The 17,142-nt window shown below is 62.8% G+C and carries 17 protein-coding genes and 1 tRNA gene; 11 read left to right on the forward strand and 7 right to left on the reverse strand.

Features of this window, described 5'->3' with window-relative positions; translation table 11 throughout:
• Positions 1–83 precede the first annotated feature (83 nt).
• From BLV18_RS04995 to BLV18_RS05005, 3 genes are all read right to left on the reverse strand, one after another.
• Positions 84–863, reverse strand: a complete 780-nt coding sequence (locus BLV18_RS04995; protein WP_056843371.1) for an MlaA family lipoprotein — start codon at positions 861–863, stop codon at positions 84–86.
• Positions 856–2,154 (reverse strand): alpha/beta fold hydrolase family protein, encoded by a 1,299-nt coding sequence (locus BLV18_RS05000; RefSeq protein ID WP_049861537.1) that lies wholly within the window; start codon positions 2,152–2,154, stop codon positions 856–858. The genes BLV18_RS04995 and BLV18_RS05000 overlap by 8 nt, the downstream gene beginning before the upstream one ends.
• 177 nt (positions 2,155–2,331) lie before the next feature.
• A complete protein-coding gene (locus BLV18_RS05005) occupies positions 2,332–2,844 on the reverse strand; it encodes a DUF2062 domain-containing protein (RefSeq protein ID WP_090356728.1) in 513 nt (170 codons plus the stop codon).
• A 147-nt stretch (positions 2,845–2,991) separates the two neighbouring features.
• On the opposite strand from BLV18_RS05005, the gene BLV18_RS05010 reads away from it, so the two are divergent.
• The 8 genes from BLV18_RS05010 (at position 2,992) to BLV18_RS05045 (ending at position 9,999) form a co-directional block, all read left to right on the forward strand.
• Positions 2,992–5,229, forward strand: a complete 2,238-nt coding sequence (locus BLV18_RS05010; protein WP_090356730.1) for a DNA internalization-related competence protein ComEC/Rec2 — start codon at positions 2,992–2,994, stop codon at positions 5,227–5,229.
• Between the two features lie 80 nt (positions 5,230–5,309).
• Positions 5,310–5,945, forward strand: a complete 636-nt coding sequence (locus BLV18_RS05015) for a flagellar polar localization protein PocA (RefSeq protein WP_043193308.1) — start codon at positions 5,310–5,312, stop codon at positions 5,943–5,945.
• A complete protein-coding gene (locus tag BLV18_RS05020) occupies positions 5,942–6,370 on the forward strand; it encodes a flagellar polar localization protein PocB (protein ID WP_090356732.1) in 429 nt (142 codons plus the stop codon). The genes BLV18_RS05015 and BLV18_RS05020 overlap by 4 nt, the downstream gene beginning before the upstream one ends.
• Positions 6,370–7,365 carry a tetraacyldisaccharide 4'-kinase gene (gene lpxK, locus BLV18_RS05025; RefSeq protein ID WP_090356733.1) on the forward strand — a complete coding sequence of 332 codons (996 nt, stop codon included), beginning with the start codon at positions 6,370–6,372 and terminating at the stop codon, positions 7,363–7,365. Before BLV18_RS05020 ends, lpxK begins: the two co-directional genes overlap by 1 nt.
• Positions 7,366–7,389: 24 nt before the next feature.
• The gene (locus BLV18_RS05030; RefSeq protein WP_049861532.1) at positions 7,390–7,575 is read left to right on the forward strand and encodes a Trm112 family protein; all 186 of its coding nucleotides are present in this window, start codon (positions 7,390–7,392) and stop codon (positions 7,573–7,575) included.
• Positions 7,572–8,336, forward strand: a complete 765-nt coding sequence (gene kdsB / locus BLV18_RS05035) for a 3-deoxy-manno-octulosonate cytidylyltransferase (RefSeq protein ID WP_090356736.1) — start codon at positions 7,572–7,574, stop codon at positions 8,334–8,336. The genes BLV18_RS05030 and kdsB overlap by 4 nt, the downstream gene beginning before the upstream one ends.
• Positions 8,333–9,355 carry a UDP-N-acetylmuramate dehydrogenase gene (murB, locus tag BLV18_RS05040; RefSeq protein ID WP_090356738.1) on the forward strand — a complete coding sequence of 341 codons (1,023 nt, stop codon included), beginning with the start codon at positions 8,333–8,335 and terminating at the stop codon, positions 9,353–9,355. The genes kdsB and murB overlap by 4 nt, the downstream gene beginning before the upstream one ends.
• A gap of 53 nt (positions 9,356–9,408) precedes the next feature.
• Positions 9,409–9,999, forward strand: a complete 591-nt coding sequence (locus BLV18_RS05045; protein ID WP_090356740.1) for a nucleotidyltransferase family protein — start codon at positions 9,409–9,411, stop codon at positions 9,997–9,999.
• 68 nt (positions 10,000–10,067) lie between these two features.
• Here the strand turns inward: BLV18_RS05045 and BLV18_RS05050 are convergent.
• A tRNA-Met gene (locus BLV18_RS05050) sits at positions 10,068–10,144 on the reverse strand.
• 255 nt (positions 10,145–10,399) lie between these two features.
• Between BLV18_RS05050 and dinB the strand changes: the two genes are divergently transcribed.
• A complete protein-coding gene (dinB, locus tag BLV18_RS05055) occupies positions 10,400–11,464 on the forward strand; it encodes a DNA polymerase IV (protein ID WP_049861528.1) in 1,065 nt (354 codons plus the stop codon).
• Between the two features lie 9 nt (positions 11,465–11,473).
• Here the strand turns inward: dinB and BLV18_RS05060 are convergent, their stop codons facing one another.
• The 3 genes from BLV18_RS05060 to BLV18_RS05070 form a co-directional block, all read right to left on the reverse strand.
• Positions 11,474–12,424 carry a hypothetical protein gene (locus BLV18_RS05060; RefSeq protein ID WP_090356742.1) on the reverse strand — a complete coding sequence of 317 codons (951 nt, stop codon included), beginning with the start codon at positions 12,422–12,424 and terminating at the stop codon, positions 11,474–11,476.
• A 15-nt stretch (positions 12,425–12,439) separates the two neighbouring features.
• Entirely contained in the window at positions 12,440–14,155 is a 1,716-nt protein-coding gene (locus BLV18_RS05065; RefSeq protein WP_090356744.1) for a proline--tRNA ligase, read from the reverse strand.
• A gap of 162 nt (positions 14,156–14,317) precedes the next feature.
• Positions 14,318–15,589, reverse strand: coding sequence for an OprD family porin (locus tag BLV18_RS05070; protein ID WP_090356746.1), 1,272 nt, complete (start codon positions 15,587–15,589; stop codon positions 14,318–14,320).
• A 901-nt stretch (positions 15,590–16,490) separates the two neighbouring features.
• Here BLV18_RS05070 and BLV18_RS05075 point away from each other — a divergent pair.
• A complete protein-coding gene (locus tag BLV18_RS05075) occupies positions 16,491–16,922 on the forward strand; it encodes an HIT domain-containing protein (protein WP_090356748.1) in 432 nt (143 codons plus the stop codon).
• On the forward strand, positions 16,919–17,125 hold the full coding sequence (locus tag BLV18_RS05080) for a SlyX family protein (protein ID WP_049861523.1): 207 nt from the start codon (positions 16,919–16,921) through the stop codon (positions 17,123–17,125). The genes BLV18_RS05075 and BLV18_RS05080 overlap by 4 nt, the downstream gene beginning before the upstream one ends.
• Positions 17,126–17,142 lie beyond the last annotated feature (17 nt).

Below are 17,142 nucleotides of genomic sequence, written 5' to 3' on the forward strand. Positions count from 1 at the left end.
TCTGCGCCCGCCCTCACAGTGAACCGCAACGCGGTTCCTGTGGGAGCGGGTTCTACCCGCGAAGAGACCCGTCGCAGATGTACCTACTCGGCGATCTGCAGCTTACGCGCCTCGGTATACACGTAGCGCACCTTCTCGTACTCGAACGGCGAGTTCATCTGACCGTAGCGAAAGCTGTTGCTGTAGCGCCGATCCACGGCGCGCAGTGCCCACAGCTCCGGGTGGTTGCTGCTCACCTCGGCCACATTGAGGAAGTTGATCTGGTTCTCGACGGCAAAGTCGAACACCAGGCCAGTGGTGTCACGCAGGTTGGACGGACCCAGAATCGGCAGCACCAGGTAGGCACCGTTGGGTACACCGTAGAAGCCCAGGGTCTGGCCGAAATCCTCGGACTGCTTCTGCAGGCCGAACCAGGTCGCCGGATCCCACAGTCCCGCCACACCCAGCGTGGTGTTCACCAGCAATCGTCCGGACGTGTCCAGGGCACGCTTGCCCTTGAACTGCAGCAGGCTGTTGACCAGGCTCGGCACTTCCCCCAGGTTGCTGAAGAAGTTGCTCACGCCGGTGCGCAGGAACGACGGCGTGATATAGGTGTAGCCATTCACCACCGGCAGGAACACCCACTCGTCGAAGCGGTAGTTGAAGTGGTAGAGGCGTCGGTTCAGGTTTTCCAGCGGGTCGTACACGTTCAACGCCGTCAGGGTGGAGCGCTCGAACTCGCGCTGATCCAGACCCGGGTTGAACTTGAGTACCTGCAACGGTTGTTTGAAGCCGTCGCTGTCGACCTTCTGTACGGTGCTGTCGTCGGCCTGGGCAAGGCCTGCGCAGAGCAGCGTTGCCATCAACAGGAATTTTCTAGCCACGGAAGAACTCCAGCATAGCGTCGCTGTTGACGCGGTAATTGAGGTTGCCGCAATGGCCGCCATAAGGGTAAACGGTCAGGCGATCGCCAAAGGTCTTGCGCAGGAAGCCCAGGTCGCCAGGGCCCAGGATCACGTCGTCGGCATTGTGCATGACGCTGATCTTGGGGCTGTTCTGCAGGTAGTCCTTGATGCCATACAGGCTCACCTGATCCACCAGCTGCAGCAGGCTGCCGCCATCGGTACGGGCGCGCCACATCGGAATCACCTGCTCGGTCAGGTAGCAGTCGAAGTCGCACTGCAGCGCCCGGCGCAGGAACGGCGTGAGGCTGGTGCCTTCACTGATCGGATACTTGGGCGGCGTGATCAGCCCACGGCGGTTGATCAGGTCGGACGTGAAGGCAATGTCGGCGGCGGAGAAGCGGAACGAGGTGCCGATCAACATGGCCATCTGTTCATTGGACAGGTGCTGCTTGGACTGCTGGAAATCGTAGAGCAGGGCATCGTTGAGGTCGATGTAGCCCTTCTGCTGGAAGTAGCGCGTCAGCTTGTTCAGGACCAGTTCATAGAACGTGGTGCTGTTGTTGATGCCCTTGACCTGCGTCTGCACCAGTTTGTCGAGGTTGGTGATCGACGTGTACAGATTGACCGGCGGGTTGAGCAGCAGCACTTTCTTGAAATTGAAACTGCGGCGCGTTTCATCCAGTTGGCTGACGAATGCCGCGTCCAGCGCACCAAGGCTGTAGCCGGTCAGATAGAACTCGGTGATCGGCAACTTGGGGTGCTGTGCACGCACGGCCTGCATGACTCGGTACAGGTCTTCGGCATCTTCGCGGGTCACGCCCGGTGTGGCGAAGCGCGAGGCAGCGCTGATGAAGTCGAAGCTGGTCGGCGAGGACAGCTGAACAACGTGGTAGCCGGCTTGGTAATACAGCTTCTTCAGGTATTCGTTGAGCGAGCTGCTATAGGGCGCACCGGTACCGGCGATGAGAAAGATCAGCGGCGCGGCATGATCCTGCTGGGCCAGTCGATAGCGCAGTTTCTTCACCGCCCAGAAATTGTCCGGCAGGATGAACTCGCGCTCCGGGCGCAGGTTCAGGCTGTAGTCGGCCTGATCGATGTCTTCGTCCAGAGGCAGCTTGGGGCGCAACTCCGGCGGCGTCGACGCGATGGTGGCCTCGAACGGGTTGGTGAGCGGATAGCCATAGGTGGCGGGGTCGATATCCTTCGCCAACGCGGACGCACTCATGATGAGGCCGCCAAGCAGGGCAGCGAAGCGCAATGATCGGAGCATGACGGAGTCCCTAGAGGAGAATGCTGTGTTGACGTTCGAGGCTAGGACAAGCGCACTGGTGGCAAGTTGCCAAACCGCTGAACTTTTAACGCGACCACTCGTCCTGACCGGCCGCACGATACACCGAAACCGCCCCGCGATGCGCGGGTGCCGATTTCCCTGCCAGCCAGGGCACCGCTAGCGCCGTTGCTTGCGTCGGCGCCACTGGCGGCTCACCCACCAGCGCCAGTACAGCATGGTCAACAGGTAGGCCAGGGCACCCAGGACCAGGCCCGTCACCACCGAACCGAGCAGGAACGGCTGCCACAGCGTGGACATCTGGCTCATGACCCAGTCCCAGCTGTAGGAATCGGGCAGTTGCCGGGGCGGCTGGCCCAGCAGCCACGATCCCACCTTGTAGGTGCAATAGAACACCGGCGGCATGGTGATCGGGTTGGTCAGCCACACCAGGCTGACCGCGATGGGCATGTTGCCACGCACCATGATCGCCAACGCCGCCGCCAAGACCATCTGCAGGGGAATCGGCATGAACGCGGCGAATAGCCCGACCGCCATGGCCCGAGCCACGGAATGACGATTCAGATGCCACAGATTGGCGTCCTGCAGGAGACGACCCAGAAATCGCAGCGACTTGTGTTCGCGGATCGTCTCAGGGTCCGGCATGTAGCGCTTGAACAGGCGACGCGGCATAGCGGTCTCGCACATATCTGTCTGGATGTGTCCGGCAGTATGCACAAGTTCCCCGACGTCGGAGCTCAGACTTTGTGACATTTGATAAGGCGCGCCGCGCTGCGATTCCCCTTAGCCTTGGCCGGCGGTTTTTTCAGGGAGGAAGGTATGCGCACGGCGATGTTGGCGCTGGCGACAGGGATGGTGTGTCTGCGTGGCTTGCCGGCCTTGCCGTCGCTGGGCTGGTTGATGGGCATGGCGGCGGTTGCATCGCTATCGCTGGTGGCGCGCCGCTGGCACTTCGGGCTGTTTCTGCTGGGATTGTGCTGGGCATGCCTGCATGCCCACTGGGCGATGAATGATCAACTGGCGCTCGCGCTCGATGGGCAGACCCTGTGGCTCGAAGGCGAAGTGGTCGGTTTGCCTGCGGCGAACGGCAGCAGCGTGCGCTTCGAACTGACGAATGCCTGGTCGCGCCGCGCGCAGTTGCCGTCACGGCTGCGTCTGGCCTGGTACGGTGGCCCGCCGGTGGCCAGCGGTGAACGGTGGCGCCTGGCGGTAAAGCTCAAACGCCCGCGTGCGTTGGTCAATCCCGGCGGTTTCGACGCCCGGGCCTGGGCCTTGGCCTTGGCCAAAGGGTTTGGCGCCACGGGCAGCGTCAAGGCCGGCGAGCGGGTGCGTACAGCCCGCCTGGCCTGGCGCGATGGGCTGCGCCAGCGTCTGCTGGCGGTCGACAGCCAACAACAGGGCGGTACCCTGGCCGCGTTGCTGCTGGGTGACGGTTCCGCGGTCTCGCGCCAGCAGTGGGAAGTGCTCCAGGCCACCGGCACCGTGCATCTGTTGGTCATTTCCGGCCAGCATGTCGGCCTGCTGGCGGGGCTGGTGTATGGACTGGTGGCTTTGTTGACCAAAGTCGGTCTGTGGCCGGCGCGGTGGCCGTGGTTACCCTGCGCGTGCGCCTTGGCGTTCGCCGCCGCGTTGTCATACGGATTGCTGGCCGGCTTCCAGGTGCCGGTACGTCGGGCCTGCATCATGATCGGCCTGGTGCTGATGTGGCGGCTGCGCTTTCGCCACCTGGGCGTCTGGTGGCCGCTGCTGCTGGCGTTCACCCTGGTGTTGCTGGTCGACCCGTTGGTGAGCCTGCAGCCCGGCTTCTGGCTATCATTCACTGCCGTGGGGGTGTTGCTGCTGACGTTCTCAGGGCGCCTCGGGGGGTGGCGCTGGTGGCAGGCCTGGACGCGTGCGCAGTGCTGCGTAGCCGTCGGGCTGCTGCCGGTGATGGTGGCCCTGGCCCTGCCGGTCAGTGTCAGCGGGCCGCTGGTCAATTTGCTCGCCGTACCCTGGATCAGCCTCGTGGTGCTGCCGGTGGCCATGGCCGGCGCCGTGCTGCTACCAGTACCCTGGATCGGCGAAAGCCTGTTGTGGCTGGCCGGCGGGGCATTGCGCGGGCTGTTTCAATGGCTGACCTGGAGCGCCGAATGGAGCCCTCCCTGGCTGCCGCCCGGCGTGTCGCCAGAAGTATGGCTGGTGCTCGCGATCGGCATCCTGCTGCTGTTGCTGCCAGCGGGCGTGCCGTTGCGCTGGCTGAGCGTGCCGATGGTCGGGCTGCTGCTGTTCAGTCCGCGTCAGGCGCCGCCCGTGGGCCAGGCCGATATCTGGGTGCTGGACGTTGGCCAGGGCCTGGCGGTGCTGGTACGCACCGCCCATCACCAAGTGCTCTATGACACCGGTCCTGGACTGGGCGAAGTCGATGCCGGCGCCAGTGTCGTCGTGCCCAGCCTGGTCGCGCTGGGCGTACGGCGCCTGGATGCGATGATCATCAGTCATGCTCACCTCGATCACTCCGGCGGTGCAGGCTCCGTGCGGCGACGCCTGCCCGTCACTCAGACATTGGCCGGCGAACCCGACGCGCTGCCGGCTGCGTGGCAGGCGCAGCCCTGCAAGCCCGGTCGTAGTTGGGAATGGGATGGGGTCAGGTTCGTGCTGTGGCGCTGGCCGTCGGCGGTGCCCGGCAATCCTGCTTCCTGCGTGCTCTGGGTCGAAGCCAATGGCGAGCGGCTGTTGCTCGCAGGCGACATCGACGCGTCGGCCGAAAGGGCCCTGCTCGCCAGTGGCCTGTCGCCTCAGGCGCATTGGTTGCAGGCGCCGCATCATGGTAGCAAGACCTCATCGAGCAAGCCGTTCCTGGAAGCGGTGCAGCCTCACGCCGCGCTGATATCGCGTGGCCACGACAATACCTTTGGTCATCCTCATGCTGACGTGCTGGCGCGTTACCAGGCATTGGGCATCACCCCTCACGACACGGCCGAGGCGGGCGCATTGCGCGTCCAGTTGGGGACCCATGGTCCCGTGCAGTTGCAGCGCGACCAGCGACGTTTCTGGCGTGACGCGGCCGTTAAGCCCTGAGCTTCCCAGCGGTCATCGCGTACTTCGACCCGCCGCACCCCTATGGTAGAGTGGCGAACTTTTTCGAGGGGATCGCACCTGTGTGGGAATTGGTTAAGTCTGGCGGCTGGATGATGTTGCCAATCATAGTGAGCTCCATCGTTGCGCTGGCCATCATCGCCGAGCGCTTGTGGACCTTGCGTGCCAGCCGCGTCTCGCCCGCCCATCTGGTCGGCCAGGTCTGGCGCTGGAAGAAAGACAAGCAGTTGAGCAAGGAAAAGCTCAAGGAGCTGCGCGCCGACTCGCCCCTCGGTGAAATTCTCGCCGCTGGCCTGGCCAACTCGCGTCATGGTCGCGAAATCATGAAGGAAAGCATCGAGGAAGCCGCCAGCCGCGTCATCCACGAGCTGGAACGCTATATCAGCACCCTGGGCACCATCGCCGCGATGGCCCCACTGCTCGGCCTGCTGGGCACGGTGATCGGCATGATCGAGATCTTCGGCTCGTTCACCGGCGGCGCCGTGAGCGGCAACCCCAGCGTCATGGCCGGCGGGATCTCCAAGGCACTGGTCACCACCGCGTCCGGCCTGATCGTCGCGATCCCGGCGCTGTTCTTCCATCGCCTGCTGCAGCGCCGCATCGATGAGTTGGTAGTGGGCATGGAACAGGAAGCCATCAAGCTGGTGGAAGTCGTGCAGGGTGATCGCGAGGTCGACCTGGCCGAGGAAAAAGCGTGAAGTTTCGTCGTCGCAGTCGGGAGAACATCGAGCTCAACCTGATCTCGCTGATAGACGTCGTCTTCGTGCTGCTGCTGTTCTTCGTGATCACCACCACGTTCACCCGCGAGACCCAGTTGCGTGTCGAGCTTCCCGAAGCGGTGAATGGCGCGCCGGAGCAGGCCAGTGACCTCAAGCGCGTCGACATCGCCATCAGCGCCGAGGGCGTCTACGCGGTCAACAACCAGCTGCTGCCCAAGAGCGATCTACCGACCTTGATCGAGGCCCTGCGCACGGCATCGGCGGGTGACAGCACGTTGCCCCTGTCGATCAGTGCCGATGGCAAGACGCCCCATCAGGCAGTGATCAGTGCCATGGATGCTGCCGGCAAGCTCGGCTTCAGCCAGATCAGCATGATCACCGTCGAGGCGCAGGCAAATCCCTGATGAGCCTCGCCGACCGCTTGTCCGCCGCCTGGTACACCGGCCATCGTGCGCTTTGGTTGTTACGTCCGCTGGAATGCCTGTACCGCCACGTCGTGCTGCGCAAGCGGCGGCGCTTCGAGGCCGGGCAGGGCGAGATCTACCGGGCACCGGTACCGGTGCTGGTGGTCGGCAACATTACCCTTGGTGGCACCGGCAAGACACCGATGATCCTCTGGCTGATCGAGCACTGCCGCGCCCGCGGCCTGCGCGTCGGCGTGGTCAGTCGTGGCTACGGCGCCCAGCCGCCGAGCCTGCCGTGGCGGGTCAGCGCCGATCAGGACGCTGCCCAGGCGGGCGATGAGCCACTGCTGATCGTGCGGCGTAGTGGCGTACCGCTGGTGATCGACCCCGATCGGGGCCGCGCCGTGCGTGCGCTGCTCGACGCCGAACCCGTCGACCTCGTCCTCAGTGACGATGGCCTGCAGCACTACCGCCTGGCTCGCGACATCGAACTGGTGCTGATCGACGCCGCGCGCGGGCTGGGCAACGGCCGCTGCCTGCCTGCAGGTCCGTTGCGCGAACCTGCCGAACGCCTGCAGACGGTGGATGCCGTGCTGTGCAACGGTGCCGCCAACGATTCCCCGCAAGGCTACGGCCTGACGTTGCAAGCCCAGGCGCTGATCAACGTGCGCAGCGGCGAACGCCGACCCTTGAGCCATTTTCCCCCTGGGCAGCCGCTGCACGCCGTGGCCGGTATCGGTAATCCGCAACGTTTCTTCGACACCCTGCAGGCGCTACACTGGCAGCCTGTCGCGCACCCTTTCGCCGATCATGCCCGGTTCACGCTCCAGGCCCTGAGTTTCGAGCCGCCGCTGCCGGTGGTCATGACCGAGAAGGATGCCGTGAAATGCCGCGAGTTCGCCGCCGCGGATTGGTGGTACCTGGCCGTCGACGCCCAGCCCTCGCCACGCTTCATCGGTTGGCTCGACCAGCGTCTGACCGACCTTTTGCCCTGATTCCCTTGCCTTGAAGGATTTTCCATGGACACCAAATTGCTCGACATTCTCGCCTGCCCGATCACCAAGGGTCCGCTCAAGCTCAGCGCCGACAAGACCGAACTGATCAGCAAGGGCGCAGGCCTGGCGTACCCCATTCGCGACGGCATTCCGGTGATGCTGGAAACCGAAGCCCGCACCCTCACCGACGACGAGCGCCTGGATAAATGAGCACGGCCTTCACTGTCGTGATCCCCGCCCGCTACCAGTCGACGCGCCTGCCGGGCAAGCCGCTGCAGATGATCGCCGGCAAGCCGATGATCCAGCATGTCTGGGAACAGGCTTGCAAGAGTTCGGCAGCACGGGTGGTGGTCGCCACCGACGATGGCCGCATCGAGTCCGCCTGCCGTGCCTTTGGCGCCGAAGTGGTGATGACCCGTCCTGACCACGAGTCCGGCACCGACCGCCTGGCCGAGGTCTGCCAGGCGCTGGGTCTGGATGCCGACGCGATCGTGGTCAATGTGCAGGGTGACGAGCCGTTGATTCCGCCGGTGGTGATCGACCAGGTGGCGGCCAATCTCGCCGCCAGTCGCGAGGCCGCCATGGCGACCTTGGCCGAGCCGATCGCAGACGTGGAGGCACTGTTCAACCCCAACGTGGTCAAGGTCGTCACGGACCTTAACGGCCTGGCGCTGACCTTCAGCCGCGCACCGCTGCCCTGGGCGCGCGATGAGTTCGCCAACGATCGCGACGTCCTGCCAGCCCAGGTGCCCTATCGTCGTCACATCGGCATCTATGCCTACCGTGCCGGCTTCCTGCAGGATTTCGTGCAGTGGGGCCCTTGCTGGCTGGAAAGCACCGAGCGTCTGGAGCAGCTGCGCGCGCTCTGGCACGGTGTGCGCATCCATGTCGCCGATGCCGTGCAGGCGCCACCCGCCGGTGTCGACACCGCCGAAGATCTTGAGCGCGTGCGGCGCCTGCTGGCGTCATGAGCCTGGACATCCGCGCCAACCAGTCGCTCAAGCCCTACAACACGTTCGGCATCGACGTTCGCGCGGCGTTCTTCGTCTCCGTGCACAGCGATGGCGAACTGGAGCAGGCGCTGGCGTGGGCGGCGACGAGGAATCTGCGCGTGCTGGTCATCGGTGGCGGCAGCAACCTGCTGCTGACCACCGACCTGAGCGAGCTGCTGGTGGTGCGCATGGACAGTCGTGGCGTCCGTGTGCTCGAAGAAAATGGCGATCAGGTATTGCTGGAAGCCGAAGCCGGCGAGCCGTGGCATCCTTTCGTGTTGCAGACGCTCGAGCTGGGTCTGGCGGGGCTGGAAAACCTCAGCCTGATCCCCGGCACCGTGGGCGCGGCACCGATGCAGAACATCGGTGCCTACGGTGTCGAGATCAAGGACGTGTTCGCCGGTCTGACCGCGCTTGACCGGGACACGCTGCAGGTCCGCGACTTCAGTGTCACCGAATGCGCCTTCGGCTATCGCGACAGCGTGTTCAAGCGCCAGCCCGGACGCTGGGTGATCCTGCGTGTGCGTTTCAAGCTGTCGGGTTCGGCGCCGGTGCATCTGGACTACGGCCCTGTGCGTCAACGATTGGCCGACCAGGGTATCCAGCACCCCACGCCCAAGGACGTCAGTGCCGCGATCTGCAGCATTCGTCGAGAGAAGCTTCCCGATCCTGCCGAGCTGGGCAACGCCGGCAGCTTCTTCAAGAATCCGGTAGTGACCGCGCCGGTGCTGGACGCCATTCGCCGCGAGCACCCTGATGCAGTGGCCTATCCCCAGGCCGATGGGCTCTTCAAGCTGGCGGCCGGCTGGTTGATCGAGCGCGCAGGCTGGAAAGGCTATCGCGACGGCGACGCTGGCGTGCACCGCTTGCAGTCGCTGGTGCTGGTCAACTACGGCGGCGCCTCGGGCCAGGAGCTGTACGCGCTGGCCCAGCGCATCCAGGACGATATTCAGTCGCGCTTTGGCGTAACGCTGGAAATGGAACCCAACCTGTATTGATCGCGAAGCCATTCCATCTGCAGTGCGTCATGTGATTCCCGGAGCTCAACGACATGTCAGCCATCATTGCACCTTGCGCCCTGATCCTCGCTGCGGGAGAGGGTCGGCGTTTTCAGGAAGCGGCAGGGCAGGGCAGCGACAAACTGCTCGCTCGGTGTCGAGGGTTGGATGGCATCGAGCGCAGCGTCATCGAGCAGGTGCTGCGCAATCTCGGCGAGGCAGTCGAGCGTCGCGTGCTGGTCACCCGTGCGCACAAGACACAGGTGATAGAGGTTGCCCAGACTTACGGCTGCGAAGTGGTGCTGCTCGACTCCGCAGGCATGGGCGACAGCCTGCGCACCGGCGTCGAGGCCAGTGCCAACGCCGATGGCTGGTTGGTGTGCCTGGGCGACATGCCGTTCGTGACCGCTGGCACCTTCGCCAAGGTGTACCAGTCCATGGCGCCGGAGCGCATCAGCATCGCCCATGGCCCCCAAGGGAAGGGGCACCCGGTGGGCTTTGGCCGCGCTTTCCGCGAACAGCTGCTGCTGTTGCGTGGCGATCAAGGTGCACGAAAGCTGTTTGCCGAAGAACACCTGCATCGTGTGGCGTGTGATGACCTGGGCATCTACCGCGATGTGGATCGGCCTGACGACCTGATTTGATAATCAGCGGTGGGGGAAAACGCAGGCAACAAAAAAGGCCACTTTTTCAAGTGGCCTTCTTCGTTGTTTGGTTGCGGGAGCCGGATTTGAACCGACGACCTTCGGGTTATGAGCCCGACGAGCTACCAGACTGCTCCATCCCGCGTCTGTGTGGGCTATTCTACAGCGCATCGCGCGCTTGTCAAACCCTGATTTCAAGAAAACTCTTTTCCATCAATCGCTTAGCTTTGCCAATGGCCGGTAGAGGCAGGCGGTGCGGGGCTTTCAGCGGTATTTGCGATGTTTTTCCGACGGGCTGGAACAGCGCCGTCAGGCTTTGGTGATGGCGCTTAGCGCTGCGAGTGGGATAATACCGTGGTATGTGTACGATCCATTACCCGCCCGGTACCCCGCTCAGACCATGACGCAGCGCAAGATCATCCACGTCGACTGTGACTGCTTCTACGCCGCCATCGAAATGCGTGACGACCCGCGGCTGGCCGGCAAGCCTCTGGCCGTCGGTGGCTCTGCGGAGCGTCGCGGCGTGATCGCCACCTGCAACTACGAGGCGCGCGCCTATGGCGTGCGCTCGGCCATGAGTTCACGTCATGCAGTCAAACTCTGTCCTGACCTGACCATCGTCAAGCCCCGCATGGATGCCTATAAAGAAGCATCGCGGGAGATTCAGGGCATCTTTCGAGAGTACACCGACCTGATCGAGCCGCTGTCGCTGGACGAAGCCTACCTCGACGTCTCTGACTGCCCGCATTTTTCCGGCAGCGCCACGCGTATCGCCCAGGACATTCGGCGCAAAGTTTCCAAGCGCCTGCACATCACGGTTTCGGCCGGGGTGGCGCCGAACAAGTTTCTGGCCAAGATTGCCAGCGACTGGCGCAAGCCGGACGGGCTGTTCGTCATCACCCCGCCCCAGGTCGAGGATTTCGTCGCGGCCCTGCCGGTCACCAAGCTGCACGGCGTGGGCAAAGTCACTGCCGACAAGCTGGCGCGCCTGGGCATCGACAGTTGCCTGGAGCTGCGTGAGTGGAGCAAATTGGCGCTGGTGCGCGAATTCGGCAGCTTCGGCGAGCGCCTCTACAGCCTGGCCCGCGGCATCGACGATCGCGTGGTGCAGAACGATAGCCGGCGGCAGTCCATCAGCGTGGAAAACACGTACGAGGCCGACCTGCCCGATCTAGCCAGCTGCCTGGGCAAGCTTCCGGAGTTGATGCAGACCCTGGCCGAACGCATCGGGCGGATCGACAGCAGCTACCGCCCCGGCAAGCCGTTCGTCAAAGTGAAGTTCCACGATTTCACCCAGACCACCCTGGAGCAGGCGGGGGCGGGCAGGGACCTGGAAAGCTACCAGCAGCTATTGGGTCAGGCCTTCGCCCGGGGTGGCAAGCCGGTGCGGCTGTTGGGCATCGGCGTGCGTCTGCTGGACCTGCGTGGCGCCCACGAGCAACTGGAGCTGTTCAGCGAGCGCTGATCGGCGGGCTCAGGTCCCAGGATCGGCAACCAGTCGCCCGGTTTCCTTGCGCAGCGACTTGAGGAAATCCTGCTGCAATTCAGGGTCGTTGCGGGTCAATTCGATCAGGCTCTGTTCCAGCTCACTGGCTTCATCTTCCAGACCCAATTCAGCCAGTCGCTTGACCCGAAACACCCACTGACCGACCTCGTCGCCTTCCAAGTCATCGAAAATCAGCCTGTGCGCTTCGGCAAGCTTGCCGCGCAGATCCGGGCTGACCGGCAGCAGGGCGCTGGCGCGGGTCTGGCTATCCTCGTCCACCACGCTCAGCTGCAAGCGCGTGACACGGGTCAGATCCTGTTCCGCGAACGGGCTGTCCAGCAGGTTGATGCGCAATACGCCGTTGGCATCGGTCTCCAGGTCGAAGGTCTTGCGACCGGTGCCGACCTGAACGGGCCGCTCGCTCCAGGGCGTGCTGTTGTGCTCCACGCGCTGGTCGGTCTGCACCTCGTCGATGCTGGCCAGGTTTTGCTCGGCGCGGCCGTTGGATTGCACGTTCATGAACGGATTGAGACCGGCGAACCCATAGCTGACCCAATCCTTGGTAACGCTATCGGGCAGACTGCCGAAGGTCGCCACGTTCACCACATTGGCGCCCACGCCCGCCACCACGGCAACCGCGCCCAGCGGGATCTCGTAGACCTCGCGCCAGGGTTGGTAGGGGGTGTAGCGATCGTAGTGACGGGTGGTCTCGAACGCCGTGACTTCGAAGTCCTTGAGTTCGCGAATGCGCACGCGGCGTTGCGGTGTCTGCAGGACCTCGGGCTTGCCCAAGTCGATCTGCAAGCTGTGTTCGAGCAGCTTGCGCTCGATCCGCTCCTCGTGTTCGTTGCGTTGCGACATCTGGTTGGCACAGCCACTGACCAGCAGGGTGCTGCACAGGGCAGCACCCCCGAGGGCCATGGTAGTTCGCTTGAACATGGTTTCTCGAGTCTGTCAGCGGCGCACGCGAGCCTGGATGAAAGACAGGACTTCGTCCACAGGCAAAGCCTGGGCTGCGTCCTCGGTACGGCTCTTGTATTCCAGGTTGCCTTCGGCCAGGCCGCGGTCGCTGATGACGATCCGGTGAGGAATGCCGATCAGCTCCATGTCGGCGAACTTGATGCCGGGGCTGGTCTTCTTGTCGCGGTCGTCCAGCAGCACTTCGAAGCCCGCTTCGGTGAGTTGCGCGTACAACCGATCGGTGGCCTCGCGGACCTGTTCGGTTTCGTAGCGCAGCGGCACCAGGGCCACCTGGAAGGGCGCCAGGGTGTCGCTCCAGATGATGCCCCCGGCATCGTTGTTCTGCTCGATGGCCGCTGCGACCACGCGCGATACGCCAATGCCGTAGCAGCCCATGGCCAGAGTGACCGGCTTGCCATTCTCGCCCAGTACCTGACACTTCATCGCTTCGCTGTACTTGGTGCCCAGCTGGAAGATATGACCGACCTCGATACCACGCTTGATGGTCAGGGTGCCCTGGCCATCCGGGCTGGCGTCGCCGTCCACGACGTTGCGCAGATCGGCCACCTCAGGCAACGGCAGATCACGTTCCCAGTTCACGCCGAAGTAATGCTTGTCGTCGATGTTGGCACCTACGCCGAAATCGCTCATGAAGGCGACGGAGCGATCGATGATGCACGGCAGGGGCAGGTTCAACGGGCCCAGGGAACCTGCACCTGCACCGATGGCCTCACGCAGTTCGGCTTCGCTGGCCATGACCAGCGGGCTGGCGACCTGGGGCTGATTGGCTGCCTTGATCTCGTTCAGCTCATGATCGCCACGGATGATCAAGGCGATCAACTTGCCTTCTTCGGCGGCGTGGACCACCAGCGTCTTGACGGTTTTCTCGATCGGCAGGCCGAAGTTTTCCACCAGTTGCGCGATGGTCTTGGCATTGGGCGTGTCGACCAGGCGCAGTTCTTCCTGGGCGGCGCCGCGCTCGGTCTCGCGTGGAATCGCCTCGGCCTTCTCGATGTTGGCCGCGTAGTCGGACGTATCGCTGAAAACGATATCGTCTTCGCCCGACTCTGCCAGCACGTGGAACTCATGGGATCCAGCGCCACCGATGGAGCCGTTGTCGGCTTCCACAGCGCGGAACTTCAGACCCAGGCGAGTGAAGATGTTGCTATACGCCTGGTGCATGCGGTCGTAGGTGACCTGCAGCGACGGCTGGTCGGTATGGAAGGAATACGCATCCTTCATGATGAATTCGCGACCACGCATCAGGCCGAAGCGTGGACGAATCTCGTCACGGAACTTGGTCTGGATCTGGTACAGATTGATGGGCAGCTGTTTGTAGCTGTTCAGCTCGTTGCGCATCAGGTCGGTGATGACTTCTTCGTGGGTAGGGCCGGCACAGAACTCACGGTCATGGCGATCCTTCAGGCGCAGCAGTTCAGGACCGTACTGCTCCCAACGACCCGATTCCTGCCACAGTTCAGCCGGCTGGATACCCGGCATCAGCACCTCGAGGGCGCCAGCGGCGTCCATTTCCTCGCGCACGATCCGCTCAACCTTGCGCATCACTCGAAGACCCATCGGCAGCCACGTGTACAGGCCCGAGGCGAGCTTGCGGATCATGCCGGCACGCAGCATCAGCTGGTGGCTGATCACGACGGCATCGGAAGGAGTTTCTTTCTGTGTGGCGAGCAGATATTGACTGGTGCGCATGGTTGACCGTTGTCTTGGCGAAATTTTATCGAGGCCTGGCATTGTACGGGCGTGATTGGACGACGTACAGGCATAGGGCCGCGCTTTGCGGAGCACGGGAGCCCAGACGCAGAAAAGCCCGGCGGGGCCGGGCTTTTCAAGGGTGCAGCTACCCGCAGCGGATTACATGATGCTGAGCGGATACTCGACGATGAAGCGCAGGTCGTTGTTCGACGGACCGTAGTCGGCGTCGTAGGCATTGTTGGCGCGGTACACGGCGCTACGCAGGCGGAAGGACATGTCCTTGATCGGGCCCTGCTGAACCACGTACTTGGTCTCGAAGTCCCACTCGTGCTCTTTGCCTTCCTCGCCGTTGCTGGCTTCGATGTTGTCGCCAGTGATGTAGCGAGTCATGAAGCTCAGGCCCGGTACGCCGTAGGTAGCCATGTTGAGGTCGTAGCGAACCTGCCACGACTTCTCTTCGGCGCCGACGAAGTCGGAGTACTGTACGGAGTTGTTCAGGAACACGGTGCCACCACCGTCCACGCCATAGGCGTAACCGGTGTCACCGGAGCTGCGCTGGTAGCCCAGGGTGAACTTGTGAGCGCCCAGGCTATAGGCAACCGCGGTGCTCCAGATCTTGTTGTCGACGTCGCCGCCCAGGTCTTCGCCCTGGCTCTTGGTGCGATAGGCGTTGAAGTCGAAGTTCAGCGACTGCAGATCGTCGATCGGCAGGGTGTAGTTCAGGTTGACGTACTGACGCTTCCAGTAGTCTTCCACGTCGGACGCTGCAACCGTACCGGTGAAGTTCTTGGTGAAAGCGTAGGTGGCGCCGGCGATGTCGGCGGACTTCAGGCCCAGGGAGTCGCGACCCATGCCGGTCTGCGCGCTCATCGAGGTGAAGCGGCCGATGTTCAGGGTCAGGTCCTGAATTTCGTTGCTGGTGATCGAGGTGCCGGTGGCGACTTCAGGCAACAGACGACCGTCATCGGTCGCGAAGACCGGGCTGGCGACGATCTGTTGGCCGTATTTGAGCACGGTGTTGGAGAAGCGGAACTTGACGGCCGCGCCACCCTTGGTCTGGCTGTGCTCCAGGTTGCCATCGTCATCGGCTGCGAACAGGCCGTTGCTGCGGCGACCGGTACCGCCGTCCAGACGTACCGAACCAAAGCCCATTGCATCCACACCTGCACCGATGGTGCCCTGGGTGAAGCCCGACTCGTAGAACATCTGGGCGCCAAGACCGGTGTCTTCGCGATAGCCCTTGTCAGTGCCAGGGGTAGGGTTGCCTGCGCCGTGCTTGTAGTCACGGTTCATGTACAGGGCGCGCAGCTTGAGGTTCAGGGTGCTGTCTTCCACGAAACCCTTGGAATCGTCCTGGGCGGACGCCAAAGCCAACTGCGAGGTGCCGGCTGTTACAGCCAGTGCGATCATGCTCCACTTCATCACGCGCATCGTGATTTGCTCCTTTGGTTTTAAGAAGAGTAACCACTGCCTCACCTGTTTTTTTATCTGAGGCAGTTCTTTCTTTTTATGACGGCGCGGAACGTATACCACGCCAGCCATGTTGGCGATACTTTCAAGTTCGCTGTTGCAACTGCACTTCGCTTGCGCGTATGCACTAACGCTGTTTCATCCGTCTTGCCTTTACGCACTGCCGTGGATTGAACCGTTGACACTGCCAAGTTGCGAATGCACGAACACACTCTGCGACGGTTTACTCTTTGTCCACGGTTATCGTCTTCCCACGTCCCCGCCGGACCTTGCGATGGTGAATGCAACAAGCGTGCACAAACGTGCCAGCAGTTCACATATTTTTCACTTTTCTTCTTTCGCCTTGGCGAAGCCCACGGGATTCCTGCCTGTCGAGCCATTGCCTGTTTTTTCAGTCACCGTGTCGTGAGTGCGATCGCCTCCCATTTCGCCGCGCAAACGTTACCGCAGGGTGACATGAGTGGGTAGATTCCGAAGTCTCCATGCACCGACAGCGCTCCCGGTGGATCTTTTTGGTGCGAAAAGTGACGTCCCGAATCGGAAGGCTAGCCCAGCTTATGAAATTGGCAATGTGGTGCTGGCCTAAAGAAATACCGCTGGTCAGGTAGTTACGTGTAGTACTGAATGGAATGCGTGAAGTCCTGACAGCGCCTATCGTTCGAGGTCCGACAAGGCGAGCGATCCTGGGGCGAGGGGCACCAGCACTGTGCCCCGTTCCGGGCATACTGACGGACTTGCGTGGCGCAGTTGATCAGCTGGATGCGCGACGACCTCGAAAAAAACCGACCGGGCACGGTATCCTTGGTGCCCGATGATTCGTGGCCACGGCCCGGTCCCCCATCCCGCTTTCTGGAGAACGCCCGTGTTCAGCCTGGATGCCCGACTTGCCCAGGACACTCATGTCCTGGGTGACTTCCCACTGTGTCGTCTGCTGCTCAGCAATGATGCCAACTATCCCTGGTTCATTCTGGTGCCACGTCGTCCCGATATCAGCGAAGTCTTCCAGTTGAACGAGGCGGACCATCAAATGCTGTGGAATGAAACCCATGCCTTGGCGAAGTTGCTTCACCAAGGCTATCAGGCCGACAAGATCAATATTGCCACCCTAGGCAATGTAGTCAGCCAGTTGCACATGCATGTAATCGTCCGGTATCGCGGCGATGTCGCCTGGCCCGCGCCGGTCTGGGGCAAGTTGCCCGCCGTACCCTATACCGCTGAGCAGCTGGCGTCGGTTCGTGAAAAGCTGGCCAGCCTGCTGGGCGACGAATTCGTTTTCGCGGAGGGCAGGGCATGAGCCTGGAAGATCGAGTGATGGAACTGGAGACGCGCCTGGCGTTTCAGGATGACACCTTGTCCTCGCTCAGCGACGAATTGATCCTGCAGCAGCGGGCCATCGAACGTCTGCAGATGCAGCTCGCAGCACTGCTCAAGCGTCAGGAAGAAATGGTCGGCCAGTTCGAGACGGCCACTCAGGAAGCGCCGCCGCCTCATTATTGAGGTCTTTTTCGAGGCAA

Source organism: Pseudomonas coleopterorum, from assembly GCF_900105555.1.
GTDB classification, from domain to species: Bacteria; Pseudomonadota; Gammaproteobacteria; order Pseudomonadales; family Pseudomonadaceae; genus Aquipseudomonas; species Aquipseudomonas coleopterorum.

Coding starts and splice junctions, on each gene's coding strand:
- dinB (WP_049861528.1), top strand. CDS start 10,400: ATGACGCAGCGCAAGATCATCCACGTCGACTGTGACTGCTTCTACGCC.
- BLV18_RS05000 (WP_049861537.1), bottom strand. CDS start 2,154: ATGCTCCGATCATTGCGCTTCGCTGCCCTGCTTGGCGGCCTCATCATG.
- BLV18_RS05070 (WP_090356746.1), bottom strand. CDS start 15,589: ATGCGCGTGATGAAGTGGAGCATGATCGCACTGGCTGTAACAGCCGGC.
- BLV18_RS05080 (WP_049861523.1), top strand. CDS start 16,919: ATGAGCCTGGAAGATCGAGTGATGGAACTGGAGACGCGCCTGGCGTTT.
- BLV18_RS05010 (WP_090356730.1), top strand. CDS start 2,992: ATGCGCACGGCGATGTTGGCGCTGGCGACAGGGATGGTGTGTCTGCGT.
- BLV18_RS05045 (WP_090356740.1), top strand. CDS start 9,409: ATGTCAGCCATCATTGCACCTTGCGCCCTGATCCTCGCTGCGGGAGAG.
- BLV18_RS05030 (WP_049861532.1), top strand. CDS start 7,390: ATGGACACCAAATTGCTCGACATTCTCGCCTGCCCGATCACCAAGGGT.
- BLV18_RS05065 (WP_090356744.1), bottom strand. CDS start 14,155: ATGCGCACCAGTCAATATCTGCTCGCCACACAGAAAGAAACTCCTTCC.
- kdsB (WP_090356736.1), top strand. CDS start 7,572: ATGAGCACGGCCTTCACTGTCGTGATCCCCGCCCGCTACCAGTCGACG.
- murB (WP_090356738.1), top strand. CDS start 8,333: ATGAGCCTGGACATCCGCGCCAACCAGTCGCTCAAGCCCTACAACACG.
- BLV18_RS05060 (WP_090356742.1), bottom strand. CDS start 12,424: ATGTTCAAGCGAACTACCATGGCCCTCGGGGGTGCTGCCCTGTGCAGC.
- lpxK (WP_090356733.1), top strand. CDS start 6,370: ATGAGCCTCGCCGACCGCTTGTCCGCCGCCTGGTACACCGGCCATCGT.
- BLV18_RS05005 (WP_090356728.1), bottom strand. CDS start 2,844: ATGCCGCGTCGCCTGTTCAAGCGCTACATGCCGGACCCTGAGACGATC.